This is a genomic window from Citrobacter sp. VF227 (assembly GCF_052950715.1).
Genome location: NZ_JBRFVF010000002.1, coordinates 861,059 through 874,545 on the forward strand (window position 1 = coordinate 861,059; position 13,487 = coordinate 874,545).

The window sequence follows — 13,487 nt, forward strand, 5'->3', positions numbered from 1 at the left end:
TTTCCCAAATTATAGGAAGGGGTCTGGCGGCGGAAGTATGATATTTCGGGTGAGCGATTTTACCTGCTCACCCGTAAGTGCTACGCAGATTTTTTCAGGCAAGCGCTCATAAATTTATTACGATCATCACCTTTCAGGGACTGCTCCGTCGCCTTGACGTTGCATTCACGCATTTTCTGCTGCTGCGGCGTCAGGCTCTTTTCCTCAGGCGCAGATTTACTGTTTTTCAGGCAATCACTCATATATGTCTTACGCGCATCCCCTTTTAAGGTCTGCGCCGTTGCCTGCTGATTGCAGGTGGTCATACGTTGTTGTTGCGGGGTTAATGTCTTCTCGGCAGCACCGACGGTAGTTAAAAAAATAAGACCAAAAAGCAACGTCATTAATAATGTAATTTTCATAGCACCATCCTTTTCTGAACGACGACACACAGGTAAGTTTGGCTGCTAACGATAAAAATACCACCCGACGGCAAAAGTATTGCCGCCGGGCGTCGGGTTATTTCAGTCCTAACGCCGCTTTCATGGTGTAGAACAGGTCGGTCTGGTCGGTCAAACCAACCACATTCGCCGCATGCGGGCCGTAGGCTGCAATTCGCAGTTGGCTACCAGTGTGCTCCTGAGATTCCTCTTCAGAGTTACCGTAGCTAATAACCATCACCGCGCCATCTTTGGTGTTCAGTGCCTGAGTCAGGCCTGGTGCTTTGGTATCCGGTGCGACAATCTGGCTGGCATGCGCGTGGTCAGCGGTTACCACTACCAGGGTGTTGCCATCTTTCTTCGCAAAGGCAAGCGCGCGCTGTACCGCTTCGTCCAGATCGACCGTTTCGCCAATCTGTCCGCATGGGTTGGCGGCGTGGTCCTGTTTATCAATTGACGCCCCTTCCACTTGCAGGAAGAAACCTTTCTCATTTTTGCTTAACAGTTCAATCGCTTTATCCGTCATCTGCGCCAGCGTCGGCACACTGTCATTACGCTTTGGATTTGGCGCACAGGTCACAACCGGTTTATCCAGATTGCCATGATAAGATGCCTTCGGTCCTTCCCAGCGTACCGGCATATTGCCGTCAGAGAACAGACCCAGCAGCGGTTTATCCTGATTAGCTTCAGTAATCGCCGCCAGCGTAGCCGCATCACTCACCAGTTGATAACCGCGGGCCTGGGCTTGTTCACGCAATGTTTTACCCTGCCATTCGCCTGCCGCTGCGGTTTCCGCAAACGTTTTTGCCCCGCCGCCCAACGTAACGTCAGCCCTGGAATTGAGTAATTGTTCGGTGATTGACCCTTTGCCGCCTTTTTCCAGCGCATTAGTTGGACATTTTTCACGGGTCACGTCAGGGCCATAGCACTTACGCGAGGTCACATGAGCAACCAGCGCTGCCGGAGTCGCATCCTGCAATTCAGCGGTAGAAACGTTGCCCGTCGCCAGCCCCGCTGCTTTTGCCATTTCAAGAATTGTGGTGTGATCTTTTTCGTGGATATCCACGCCCAGAGCACCATTATAGGTTTTCACACCGGTGGTCCACGCCGTGGCGGATGCCGCAGAATCCGTCACATAATCGGGTTTGCCCGTTTTTTTATCCAGCGCATAATGCGTGTATTGTCCGGTCAACGGTAAAGCATCAATACCTTTAAAAAAGCCGCCTGCGCCTTCGGCATAATTTCGTGCTGCCGTTATTTCTGAGTCACCCATCCCATCACCAATCAATAGAATAATATTTTTGGCAGGTTTATCGTTCAGAGAATCGCGCAGAGCCGCCGTTTGATCGGCAGCCAATCGGCGGGCACCGCCCGGTGTGGTGATATCACCCTGAGCGGCACGATTATCCAGAACCGGCATAGCAGATGATTCTGCATAAATAACCGGGGTAAACAGCAAAGGTAACAGGGCAATAGCGAGTGCGCTTTGTTTCACTTTATTTTCTCCATGTATAAATACAGTAAAATTAAAACAAAGCGACTATAAGTATTTGATGTGACACTTTTATGATAATTCGTGGACGACGCGCCACAGATGACTCAAAACGCTTTTGGCACACTCTCGCCTGCGTTATGAATGCTGGTCAGAAATGCAGGCATACGGCCTACCCCAGCCACAGCATCCTCTATCTGGCGAATAAAAATTTGCCGATCGTTCCACGTCATATTACGCAGCATTTCGATGATTACCTGCTCGAGCGTTTCAACCTGCGTCGCCAGCTCTTGCGACTCTTCTTCTTTTTGGGCGAGCTTAAGTAACAACTCAGTGATGAGATTTTTCATTTGCGTATTCCCTTAACCAAATATGAGCCACGTTATCATTAAGACTCACCACTGCCTAGAGGATGAAAGTTGTATTTTTATAAAAAATAAAACATTTTGCGAAAACAATCACAACACAAAATAAGGAGGGGCGTAGTAACGTAGAATCATTGCATATAAAAGGGTATGGGAATTAATAATAACATAGATATATAATGCACAATTATGGATTAACAACGCTGACGAGCAGCGTTGTTAATCAGAACTTCAGCGTACGCTACGTCGACGTCGCAGCGCGATAGCCAGTTGCCAGATATTGATAAGCACAATGCTCGCCGTGGCAATAAACACCCAGCGAAAGCCCGCCATTGCTGATACCGTTGCTCCCATTAATGGCCCGGCCACGTTACCGAGGTACATAAATGACTGGTTATAACCAAAAATTCGCCCGGTTATCTGGTCGCTGGAGTATTTCACCAGCAGTGTCTGCACTGCGGGCAACATTGCGCCGTCGGCAAATCCGAGCAGAAAACGTAAGATTCCCAACTGCAATGGCGTGGTGACCCATGACATGGCGAAAAACAACACTACCGCGAAGATTAACGTCGCCATTAAAATCCGTTCGGTCCCAATACGGTCGCCTAACTTACCTAGCCGGGGCGCTGAAATCAGGGCCGAGACGCCCGGCACCGAAGCAATCAACCCGCTGAGAAAGGCAATATTCGAACTGTCTGGCACCATCGATTTAATAAACAGCGCCAGAATCGGTCCAATTGAGCCGTTACACAGTTGGATAACCATAGTAGTAAAAAACAGGCTAATCACCAGCGCCGGGTAAGGCAGTGAGGCAAAGACGGCCTTACCGCTCTGACGTTCGCTTTTTTTGATAGTCGGGCGCACGCCCTCTTTGATTAAGAACAGCGTGACCAGGAAACTCACCACCAGCAAGGCTGCGGTAATACAGAATACTGCCCGTAAACCAACATGATCGGCAATAAAGCCCCCCATCAGCGGCCCGCCAATGACGCCGCTAATTTGCGCCGTCGAAAGTGTACTCAGTGCCCATCCGCTGCGTTCGCGCGGTACCTGTGAGGCCACCAGCGCCATCGCATTGGGAATATAGCCAGAAGTTAACCCCATCACCCCACGCAGAAGAAAAAGCTGCCAGACGTTGGTGGCAAAGGCCTGCAGTAAAATCGCAATCGCCATCCCCAGAGAAGCACGCAGCAACATCAGCTTACGTCCTTTACGGTCCGCTAAACTGCCCCACATCGGAGAGACAATGGCTGAAATCAGAAAGGTGACGCTGAACGTTAAGCCGGACCACATTGAGAGCGCTTCATGCGAGGTCACTCCCAGTTGGGAGATATAGAGCGGTAAAAAAGGCAGGATTTGGCTAATCGCCAGTCCGGTAAAAAAGCAACCGAACCACACGGAAATAAGGTTAACTCTCCAGGATTCCATAAGGACTCATAACGATAAATAGCTGAAAACTGCGAGCAGCTTAACAAATTACTTAGCCAAATAAGGGTTCACAGGTGCGATAAATCACAGTTTAGGATTTTATCTCCCCTCTCATCATATTTGTGATACACCTCACACCAAACCCATAATTTAAACAGGGAATTATGCTTCACGGTCGATCTGCGCGTTTACGCCTATCACTTCCCCGGTTATCCACTAAAACAATCTGCCAGAAGCCGAGGAAACCTACGTTTTGTCGTGGTAATGTATGTGCTTTGCATTCATGGAATGGGTTTTTAAGATGGCAAAGTTGCGGGTAGGAATCGTATTTGGTGGTAAATCAGCGGAACATGAAGTGTCATTGCAATCGGCAAAAAATATTGTCGATGCCATCGACAAGACTCGCTTTGACGTTGTGCTGTTAGGTATTGATAAACAAGGGCAATGGCACGTCAGCGATGCCAGTAATTATCTGCTCAATTCAAACGATCCGGCGCATATTGCGCTGCGTCCCTCCGCGACCAGCCTTGCTCAGGTACCGGGTAAACAAGAACATCAGTTGATCGATGCGCAAAACGGTAAGCCGCTGCCTACGGTCGATGTTATTTTCCCAATTGTACACGGCACGCTGGGTGAAGATGGCTCTTTGCAGGGGATGCTGCGCGTGGCGAATCTACCATTCGTCGGATCTGATGTATTAGGTTCTGCGGCCTGTATGGATAAAGACGTGACCAAACGTCTGCTGCGCGATGCCGGATTAAACATCGCCCCGTTTATTACGCTGACTCGCGCCAATCGCAACAGCATCAGCTTTGCCGAGGTTGAGTCTCGCCTGGGTCTGCCGCTGTTTGTAAAACCGGCCAACCAGGGATCGTCCGTTGGCGTCAGTAAAGTGACCAGCGAAGCACAATACGACCAGGCCGTCGGACTCGCATTTGAATTCGATCATAAAGTCGTCGTCGAACAAGGGATCAAAGGCCGCGAGATCGAATGCGCGGTGCTGGGTAACGATCATCCGCAGGCCAGTACCTGTGGCGAGATCGTGCTGAACAGTGATTTTTACGCTTACGACACCAAATATATTGACGACAACGGTGCCAAAGTGGTTGTTCCGGCAGCAATCGCACCGGAAATTAACGATAAGATCCGAGACATTGCAATTCAGGCTTATCAGACGTTGGGCTGTGCCGGCATGGCCCGCGTGGACGTTTTCTTAACCGCAGAGAACGAGGTTGTGATCAACGAGATCAACACACTGCCGGGCTTTACCAACATCAGCATGTATCCAAAACTGTGGCAGGCGAGCGGTTTAGGCTATACCGATTTGATCACTCGCCTGATCGAGCTGGCGCTGGAACGCCATGCGGCAGATAGCGCGCTGAAAACCAGTATGTAAACCCGTCAGGATGCCCGATCTCTATTGGGCATCCTTTGTTTCATCTTCATCTTCATCTTCCACCCGGCGACGAATAATTAATCCGGCCAGCCAAAAGCTAATCACCCAGGTAACCAGCCCCACCGCATAGGTTTGCCACCCCTGCGCTTCAAAACCGAGCAAGCCCACCACGCCGTTCAGAATAAAGATAAGCCCGATTGCGAAGGCATAGTAGTGCCAGTCTCGGCGGATTTTTACAGGCAGGTTCATAACAGCTCCGGTAGAAATACAACATGGAAGCGCATCCTCGCACATTTCCTCATGGACGTCTGTGGCCTGTACGGAAATTCTGAAATGTAACTTAATTTCACTTAAGGTTACTCAATTGTGACGGAAAGCAAAAAACCGAAATCCAGGAATAATCTCTACCTGAAATTACCATCATTCTGATATTGACATTGCCGATCACCTGTCAGACTCACGGTGAGTTCCAGGCATTACGTCAAAAAAGCAGGTTATTTCCGGAGGTCTTTATGGCTGATTTTACGCTCTCAAAATCCCTTTTTAAGGGCAAGCATCGGGACACCTCCTCCCTGCCCGGCAACATTGCGTATGCCGTATTTGTGCTGTTTTGCTTTTGGGCGGGCGCGCAGATTTTAAATCTGTTGGCCCACGCTCCCGGCATCTATGAACAACTAATGCAGTTACAAATGCAAGAGACAGGGCGACCGCGAGTTGAAATCGGTTTGGGTGTCGGTACCCTTTTTGGGCTGGTCCCTTTCATCACCGGAAGCCTGATTCTGGGTGCTATCGCGGCATTCGTGCACTGGCGCCGTCGTCATCATAACGACGACTGACCCATACATCTCGCCCGACGATCGTCCACGCGTTTCGCAAACCACGCGGTAGTCAGATTTCGCGTGATCTTCGGGCTTTCCAGTTGAATGCCTGGCAGCATTTCACGGGGGAGCGCTTTCCCGGTCTTCGCTTCCGCCAGCTTATAGACCTTCTCGTACAACGCAGTCTCTTCAAACGCCAGGCTGTCACCTTTTTGCAATTGACGGCTGATCTCACTCTCGCTCATATCCAGTTTCCCGGCCAGTTTACGCACTGCCAGCTCGGTTTTACCCGGTTCGCTGCTACCGTAGAGAATCAAATCCCCATCCATCGCCAGCTTCACCCCGCTGGCTTTACTGACCGCATTCTGGAAAGCCGCATTGCGGCTGGCATACCATCCGGCATTAAAATCGGCGAAGCGGAAGATGGGCGCACTGTAGTTCGCCGGGTAGTTAAGCAGATGATACGTACCAAACCACAGCCCGCCGCGACGGCTAAACACTTCCTGACGCACGGTTCCCGCCATTTTCCACGGATAACCGCCAGCATGTTGCTCGGCAAAGGCGATACTGACCTGCATCGGACCGCCGGTATGCACCGGATTAAGCGAACCAAATAGCGTCTGCCCCATCGGTACCATATTAATAAAATCATCAAAGATGGCACTCAGCTGTTTTTCCGTCTTCACCGAATCCAGACGTTCGCTGTAGCTTTTCCCCGTTGGCGAGTTAATCTTCAGCGCGGTATGCACCACAAACAGCGGAATGTGCATACGCTCGGCGCGGCGGTCGATTTCTTTCCAGGCGATTTTATTCAGTCCTGGAACAGCAGGGTCCGCCTGATAGTTAGACTCCTGCTGAGCCACCGCCAGCACCGAACAGATATTTTCAACCGTCGGCGCCAGCTTCTGGCTTTCAAACGTCTTTGCCAGGTCCTGTGCCCACGCGTCCCTGTCTTTCACGCTGGCGGGCATTTTCTGGCGCACCACGCTCGCCACATCGACGGCTTTCTCCCCCTTTTTTAACGGCTGCGCAGGTTGGCTACTACATCCCACCAGCACCAGAGCGGCCAAACCGGACAAGGGGTAAAGACGGGAAACCGTCGACATAACATCTCCTCATTATTAACCAAGGGTATGGGTAACTTCCTGAATATCCTGATCATCAAGCTCACGTTCAAAGCTGCGCAGACGCTTATATATAGACATCAGTTCAACTAACGTTGTCCAGGAGTTAATCAAATACTGGAACGAGCCGCGCACCTGACCAAACACGTTTGTAATTTGCGTCATCAAACCAAGCGTAATCGTACCGGCAACAATCGACGGAAACAGCAGGAACAAACCGAAAACGTTATCAACCTGCAGGTACAGAATACGGGCGATATTGAAGTACATATAGTGAAAATAGAGGCGGAAGTAGTTCTGGCGTACCGCGTGAAACAGTTCACGCACCGTTGGCGGTGTCGCACGATTGGCGTCATCTTCACCGTATACCAGTTCTTTACGGTAGGCCGCCTCCACGCGCTGGTTTTTAAACTCCAGCCCTGGAAGTTTAATCCCGACTACCGCCAGTAAGCCAGTTCCCATCAGGGACCAGACAATCGCGGCAATCACCAGGCCATAAGGCACATGCCCAATAATTGGCAGGTCAGGAACATGGGCAGAGAGTGTGACCAGCACGGGCAAAAAGGCGATCAGCGTCATAATCGCGTTGATAAAGCTGACTCCCATATTTTCCAGCGTGGAGGCAAAACGCATAGTGTCTTCCTGCACACGCTGCGCAGCGCCTTCGATATGACGCAGATGCTGCCAGTGCGCCATATAGTGTTCATTCATTGCGGTCCGCCAGCGGAAGACATAGTGACTGACAAAGAAGTTGTTCATCACGCCAATAATTACGGCAATCAGTGCAATGCCGAGAAAGATGCCCACTTCATGATAGAACTGCTCAATCTTCACCTTGTGCGGCGCGCTGAGTGCGGTTTGAATCAGATCATAGAATGGCGCATACCAGGCGTTGACGGCGACGCCAACTTCAACCAGAAACCAGGTCACGAAAATAATCAGCGATGTGCCGAGTATCGACCAGTACTGCCAGCGGTGCGGGCTGTAGATAAACCAAAACAGCGCGAACACCCCAACGCAAAGAATGTAATACGCATAAAAAATCAGGTAATCCAACGACCAGAATCGGGCCGCGCTAATCGGTACATCTCCCGACGCGCCGGTAAAGCGTGCAACCCAGGCTCCCCCACCTGCTTGCCAGAATACAACAGCGACCAGTGCCCAAATAAATGCCGAAATAAAGAACGCTCCCGGCTTTGGGAAAAAAGACTTAAACATAGTGCTCTCCTGCTAACTTCTTATCGTTATGACGACTGCTGTGCATTTGCCACTCTGAAAGTACGTGGCCAGATGGCTTACGCCCAAAAACACAAGCTGAAACCCACATTGTGACCAAAACCGGGGCACTTAGTTCGCCCCCCAGTTATGAAGAATTGTTTCTGTGGTTTTCACACTCGACAACGTTCCAATCTGTGCTGATTATCACAGCGTGAGATCACAAAAGCGAATATGCATAATCCCGAAAACGATCGCGTTTACTCATCGTTACGTTTTTCACACTATCATTGGCTGATAAGCGCTTTGCAATACGCTGATGAGTAGTATAAATACGCATACGCACGACATCCTTTTTCACTTTCTCTAACTCATGGACACCACCGTTGAAACGTAGTCTGCTTTTTTCTGCCGCGCTGTGTGCGGCGTCATTGACATCTGTCCAGGCGGCACAGCCTATAACCGATCCGGTCTTCGCCTCTGATATCGTTGATCGTTATGCCGACCATATATTTTACGGCAGTGGTGCTACAGGGATGGCACTCGTAGTGATTGATGGCAATCAGCGCGTATTTCGCAGCTTTGGCGAAACGCGTCCCGGTAACAACGTCCATCCGCAACTGGATTCCGTAATTCGTATTGCCTCCATCACCAAATTAATGACCAGCGAAATGCTGGTAAAATTACTCGATCAGGGCACAGTTAAACTCAACGATCCGTTGAGTAAATATGCACCACCTGGCGCACGCGTGCCGACTTATCAGGGCACACCGATTAGACTGGTGAATTTGGCGACGCATACCAGTGCGCTGCCGCGCGAACAGCCAGGCGGCGCAGCAAAGCGCCCCGTGTTTGTCTGGCCAACCCGCGAACAGCGCTGGAACTATCTCTCAACCGCCACGCTAAAAGCCGCACCGGGCTCGCAGGCTTCTTATTCCAACCTGGCGTTTGATCTACTGGCCGATGCGCTGGGAACCGCCTCAGGTAAGCCTTATCCGCAGCTGTTTGAAGAAAAAATCACCCGTCCGCTGGGGATGAAAGACACCACCTTTACGCCGTCCCCCGATCAATGTCGACGCCTGATGGTCGCGGAAAAAGGAGCCAGCCCTTGCAACAACACGCTGGCGGCGATGGGCAGCGGCGGCGTCTATTCAACACCCGGCGATATGATGCGCTGGATGCAGCAGTATCTCTCATCTGATTTTTATCATCGTAGCCAACAGGCCGATCGGATGCAGACGCTGATTTATCAGCGTACACAGTTGACCAAAGTGATAGGGATGGATGTTCCGGGCAAGGCCGATGCACTTGGTTTGGGCTGGGTCTATATGGCACCGAAAAATGGCCGACCGGGAATTATTCAAAAAACCGGCGGCGGCGGCGGATTCATCACCTATATGGCGATGATCCCGCAGCAAAACGTTGGGGCGTTTGTCGTGGTAACACGTTCTCCGCTGACCCGCTTTACCAATATGAGCGACGGTATCAACGATCTGGTTGCAGAGTTGAGCGGAAACAAACCGCAGGTTATTCCCGCATCCTGACTTAATACTCAAAAGGCAAACGGTTAATGTTCACCAGTTTGCCTTTATTCATTTCAATGTAACCACCTTTACGCAAAGCCGCGAGAACTTCAGCAACAACTGAGCGTGAAATTCGCGTGCGTTGGTGAATATAGTTCATGACACCGACACGCGAACGCAGTTCGTCGTCCCATTTCGTCATGGATATCAGCGTCGCGCGGATCTGATCGTAGGAGTTATTGCCAATTAACTGTAAGTCGCGCATTTCAAGCATGCAGTTTTGCCACGCTAACCAGCAGAAGGCTTCGCGCCAAACCTGGCATTGTTCAATTATATTAATCGTTTGTGAAGCCGGAAGATGATATCCCGTACAATTACTTTCGGTTATTAATCTGTAAGGTACATCTGTTTTCATCACGCCATCCGAAAGCCCCATAATAAACGGAGCCTGCGCGATGCCAACCAGCACATTTTCTCCTCGTCGCAGGGAAATTACGCCGCTTAATATAATAAAGGTATCGTCACTATTTATATCACTGGAATATATAATTTGCTTTTCGTTATCATATTTGAAATGTTGTCCGTATTTTGACAAACATTTATCAAGCTTACCAAATTCCAAAAGAGGTTTATTCGTCGAGAACATTTGTGCATTCCTTGCAACAAATGCCCGTCAAATCCGTGACGGGCATTATTCTGAATTAAATTACCTTATACTTCTCAGCGAGAAAATTCTTACCAGGTATATTTAACACCAACGTTTGCAGCCCAGTCTTGATCAACATCACCGCCACCGAGGTAGTTAGCATCGGTGTAAGCACTGAAGTTCTTGGTGAAGCTGAACTGAGTACCCAGTCCAACACGTACCGCAGAACCTTCTACGCCATTGTCGATAGAGTCTCCGTTTACGTTAGAATCGTTGTTAGAGTCATCGTAAACATAGGCCAGTTTGAAGTACGGGGTCAGCGCCTGATCTTCGCTGTAGGCGAAGGTATAACCTGCATCTACACCCAGTTCATAACGCATGCTGTCATAAGACTGACCGTCAACTTTCATGTCGTTGCTCAGCTTATAGTCATCACCAGACTGGAACAGACCGGATACACTACCGTAAGGCGTCACGTAACCGGCATCACCCAGTTTCAGGTCGTAACCCAGTTTCAGGCCAAAGCCCCAGGCATCAGCAGAGGTGCTGCCATCAACATACTGACCGTTGCTCATGTTAGCAGACAGATCGTTGTTGAAGTGGGAGTAGCTTAAGTTACCGTCAACAAAGATGTTGTTGTCAAAGCGAGCAGAAGAGTAGATGTAGGCCGTCTGGCTGTCTTGATCCACCTGACCAGTACGGTCGCTCATATCACCTTTCGCAAAGCCTGCCGCAGCACCGACAATCCACTTAGCGTTGTTGCCATCGATTTTGGAATCAACACCGACCATGATGCCGCTGACATCCTGATCGTAGTTAATACTGCCGTTATCCGCGTCGAAGCTGCCGCCGAAGTAGCTTACCCATGCACCACCGTTATCTGCCAGACCATGACGAGCGTTAGTCAGACGAGTTCCAACGGTGTCTTGTTCCAGGTTCCAGATATTGGTGTTAGCAGACGGAATGCTCAGCGCCATGTTCGCGTAGTCGGTCAGCTCCATCTGCTGCAGAACAACGGTGTTACCCTGCTGCTGCGCCTGATAGGTGTAAGCACCCAGATCCGCTTTGTTAGCTGCAGAGAAGGTCGCAGTGCTGTTGGTGTCGTTAACATAAACCAGTTCTTTGCCTTTGTAATCAGCAATAGAACCAGTACCGGTCGCGTTATCGATACGTACTTTATAGTTACCAGTTGCAGCTGCAACGTGGTCACCATAGTTATCAACTTCAGACTGATCGTAGGAGGTGTCGGAATCGCCGTTACCATTGATAGTCAAGTGACCATCAGAGTTCATTGCGATCACGCCGTAACCATAGTTAGCCTGAGTTTTGTCGTTAGTACGGTCGTTGGTCAGGTCGGCATTCAACACATAGTTGGTACTGTTGATGTCGAAAACACCCGCATTAACATGGTTGTAAGCGTCGGTGTAGCTGGTCAGATTCAGCGTATCAACCTGCAGTGCATCACCTGTGCTGTTACCCACATCCAGAACACCATTGTTGGTTACGTTGATAGTATTTGCATACAGCGCAGCATCACCTACGCCCCAGCCAGCAGCAACATCATCCGCAATTGTGACGGTACTGTTGTCAATAGACAGGGTATCGGTCGCAACATGACCATCCTCGTTGATGTTCAGGGCAGAAGCACCGGTCAGCGCGATAGAGTCAGAAATCAGATCAGAATCGCCTACATTCACGACGGAACCACTGTTGATGCTCAGGGTATCAATCAGAGAAGTTTTGGTGGTATCCCACTGTGAAGCGCCGTTCAGCGTGACGTTGAACAGACCGCTCTGGTAGACGGCGTTGCCAACCACATGACCATTTTCATTATAAGAACTCGTATCGCTGTCAATACCGTAGGTTGAATCAGGCCACAGGCTATTGGCTGCAATATCAATCAGCGTAGCGGTAGCTTCTGTACCCGCAGTATAGCTGTCGTAAACACCATCGCCATCAACATCAACCTGATGTACGGACATCGCTGCGCCAACCCACTTGCTGCCGTTGTTCAGGGTCAGGTCCAGACGGTCAGTACCGTCCCAACCATTGGTATCCAGATCGGCATCAGTATCACGGTAAGTATCAGCGCCGTTCGGGAAGAAGTTCTCATCGAAGTTGCTGGAGAACACCACGTCGCCCATCAGCGTGGAATTGTTAAAGGTGGCAGTAGTCTGCATCGCGTTGTCGGCATCTGGATGCGCAATAACAGCCAATGCAACATCATCAGCAGTATAAGAACCGCTGTAATCGCTTGCATTGCTGGTATTACCAAACCAGCCAGAAGTGCCTTCATCAGACCATGAACCTGAGGTCACAGTAGAATCACTGACAGCAATAGTATTATTAAATACTTCGCTGCTGTTTACACCAGTACTAACGGTATTATCGTCAATATCTTCCCACTCGTAACCCTGAGTCAGCGTAATACCCGCAACGTGAGAGTTATTGGAGATAGACAGATCAACTTCCTGATCCAGAGTAATAGCCGTGCCCAGATTATAAACATCGACAACATGCGTATCAGCGGCGTCATTATACGTACCGTTGTAGGTATAATGTTCGTAGTTGTCATCGATAGTTGAATTAATGACGTTCATCGCCAGACGATCGTAGTAATAGTCGGTGCCCGTACGGTTAGTACAATCCGTGGTCATACACTCGGATGTCACCATACCGTGAATAGTACTATTTTTAATCGTCAGGCTATTGTTATTGCTGTCAGCATAAACTCCATCATCCAGGTAATAAGTCGAAATAACGCCGTTGACAGTAGCGTTATTGATTACCGGATAAATATCACCGTTATAAATACTATCAGTGTCGTAATTATTCCAACCGACATATTCATCATAGTAAACGCCATCAGTATAAGATGCGTCGTTATAATGCGTGAAAGTAGTATAAGTAGTGCCAGAGATATCAGTGGAAGCATTCGCCTGAGAAGTGATTGCCAAAGTGCAGGCTAATGCTAATTGTGAGACTACAAGTTTCTTTTTCCAAGTGTGCATTTGTCATCCCTCCTCAGGGACGTAATATAGTTGATCCATCAATTATCAAT

At 49.6% G+C, this 13,487-nt stretch carries 12 protein-coding genes; 3 read left to right on the plus strand and 9 right to left on the minus strand.

The window, feature by feature from the left end; genetic code table 11:
- Positions 1-80: 80 nt before the first annotated feature.
- The 4 genes from psiF to ACU8YC_RS11585 form a co-directional block, all read right to left on the minus strand.
- Complete coding sequence (gene psiF, locus ACU8YC_RS11570) at positions 81-401, minus strand: phosphate starvation-inducible protein PsiF (protein ID WP_003830956.1); 321 nt, start codon at positions 399-401, stop codon at positions 81-83.
- A 97-nt stretch (positions 402-498) separates the two neighbouring features.
- The gene (phoA, locus tag ACU8YC_RS11575; RefSeq protein ID WP_446895347.1) at positions 499-1,914 is read right to left on the minus strand and encodes an alkaline phosphatase; all 1,416 of its coding nucleotides are present in this window, start codon (positions 1,912-1,914) and stop codon (positions 499-501) included.
- Positions 1,915-2,018: 104 nt separating this feature from the next.
- Complete coding sequence (locus tag ACU8YC_RS11580) at positions 2,019-2,261, minus strand: sigma-S stabilization anti-adapter protein IraP (RefSeq protein WP_151218589.1); 243 nt, start codon at positions 2,259-2,261, stop codon at positions 2,019-2,021.
- A 246-nt stretch (positions 2,262-2,507) separates the two neighbouring features.
- Complete coding sequence (locus ACU8YC_RS11585; RefSeq protein ID WP_446895348.1) at positions 2,508-3,704, minus strand: multidrug efflux MFS transporter; 1,197 nt, start codon at positions 3,702-3,704, stop codon at positions 2,508-2,510.
- A gap of 301 nt (positions 3,705-4,005) precedes the next feature.
- On the opposite strand from ACU8YC_RS11585, the gene ddlA reads away from it, so the two are divergent.
- Complete coding sequence (gene ddlA / locus ACU8YC_RS11590) at positions 4,006-5,100, plus strand: D-alanine--D-alanine ligase (protein WP_187259352.1); 1,095 nt, start codon at positions 4,006-4,008, stop codon at positions 5,098-5,100.
- A 21-nt stretch (positions 5,101-5,121) separates the two neighbouring features.
- On the opposite strand, the gene ACU8YC_RS11595 is transcribed toward ddlA, so the two are convergent.
- Positions 5,122-5,349 carry a DUF2754 family protein gene (locus ACU8YC_RS11595; protein WP_278238057.1) on the minus strand — a complete coding sequence of 76 codons (228 nt, stop codon included), beginning with the start codon at positions 5,347-5,349 and terminating at the stop codon, positions 5,122-5,124.
- A gap of 263 nt (positions 5,350-5,612) precedes the next feature.
- On the opposite strand from ACU8YC_RS11595, the gene ACU8YC_RS11600 reads away from it, so the two are divergent.
- Entirely contained in the window at positions 5,613-5,936 is a 324-nt protein-coding gene (locus ACU8YC_RS11600; protein ID WP_151218585.1) for a DUF2755 family protein, read from the plus strand.
- Here ACU8YC_RS11600 and ACU8YC_RS11605 read toward each other — a convergent pair.
- Together ACU8YC_RS11605 and sbmA are read right to left on the minus strand one after the other, a co-directional pair.
- Entirely contained in the window at positions 5,921-7,024 is a 1,104-nt protein-coding gene (locus tag ACU8YC_RS11605) for a DUF1615 domain-containing protein (protein WP_187252937.1), read from the minus strand. The two genes, ACU8YC_RS11600 and ACU8YC_RS11605, sit on opposite strands and share 16 nt — an antisense overlap.
- 15 nt (positions 7,025-7,039) lie before the next feature.
- Entirely contained in the window at positions 7,040-8,260 is a 1,221-nt protein-coding gene (gene sbmA, locus ACU8YC_RS11610) for a peptide antibiotic transporter SbmA (RefSeq protein WP_187252938.1), read from the minus strand.
- Between the two features lie 383 nt (positions 8,261-8,643).
- On the opposite strand from sbmA, the gene ampH reads away from it, so the two are divergent.
- Positions 8,644-9,801: a D-alanyl-D-alanine-carboxypeptidase/endopeptidase AmpH gene (gene ampH, locus ACU8YC_RS11615; RefSeq protein WP_446895349.1), complete on the plus strand. Its 1,158-nt coding sequence runs from the start codon at positions 8,644-8,646 to the stop codon at positions 9,799-9,801.
- Position 9,802: 1 nt separating this feature from the next.
- Here ampH and iprA read toward each other — a convergent pair whose 3' ends face one another.
- Positions 9,803-10,426 (minus strand): hydrogen peroxide resistance inhibitor IprA, encoded by a 624-nt coding sequence (iprA, locus tag ACU8YC_RS11620; RefSeq protein ID WP_151218582.1) that lies wholly within the window; start codon positions 10,424-10,426, stop codon positions 9,803-9,805.
- An 89-nt stretch (positions 10,427-10,515) separates the two neighbouring features.
- Positions 10,516-13,437, minus strand: coding sequence for an autotransporter adhesin EhaB (gene ehaB, locus ACU8YC_RS11625; RefSeq protein ID WP_446895350.1), 2,922 nt, complete (start codon positions 13,435-13,437; stop codon positions 10,516-10,518).
- Positions 13,438-13,487 lie beyond the last annotated feature (50 nt).

Coding starts and splice junctions, on each gene's coding strand:
- psiF (WP_003830956.1), bottom strand. CDS start 401: ATGAAAATTACATTATTAATGACGTTGCTTTTTGGTCTTATTTTTTTA.
- ACU8YC_RS11580 (WP_151218589.1), bottom strand. CDS start 2,261: ATGAAAAATCTCATCACTGAGTTGTTACTTAAGCTCGCCCAAAAAGAA.
- ACU8YC_RS11585 (WP_446895348.1), bottom strand. CDS start 3,704: ATGGAATCCTGGAGAGTTAACCTTATTTCCGTGTGGTTCGGTTGCTTT.
- ddlA (WP_187259352.1), top strand. CDS start 4,006: ATGGCAAAGTTGCGGGTAGGAATCGTATTTGGTGGTAAATCAGCGGAA.
- ACU8YC_RS11595 (WP_278238057.1), bottom strand. CDS start 5,349: ATGAACCTGCCTGTAAAAATCCGCCGAGACTGGCACTACTATGCCTTC.
- ACU8YC_RS11600 (WP_151218585.1), top strand. CDS start 5,613: ATGGCTGATTTTACGCTCTCAAAATCCCTTTTTAAGGGCAAGCATCGG.
- ACU8YC_RS11605 (WP_187252937.1), bottom strand. CDS start 7,024: ATGTCGACGGTTTCCCGTCTTTACCCCTTGTCCGGTTTGGCCGCTCTG.
- sbmA (WP_187252938.1), bottom strand. CDS start 8,260: ATGTTTAAGTCTTTTTTCCCAAAGCCGGGAGCGTTCTTTATTTCGGCA.
- iprA (WP_151218582.1), bottom strand. CDS start 10,426: ATGTTCTCGACGAATAAACCTCTTTTGGAATTTGGTAAGCTTGATAAA.
- ehaB (WP_446895350.1), bottom strand. CDS start 13,437: ATGCACACTTGGAAAAAGAAACTTGTAGTCTCACAATTAGCATTAGCC.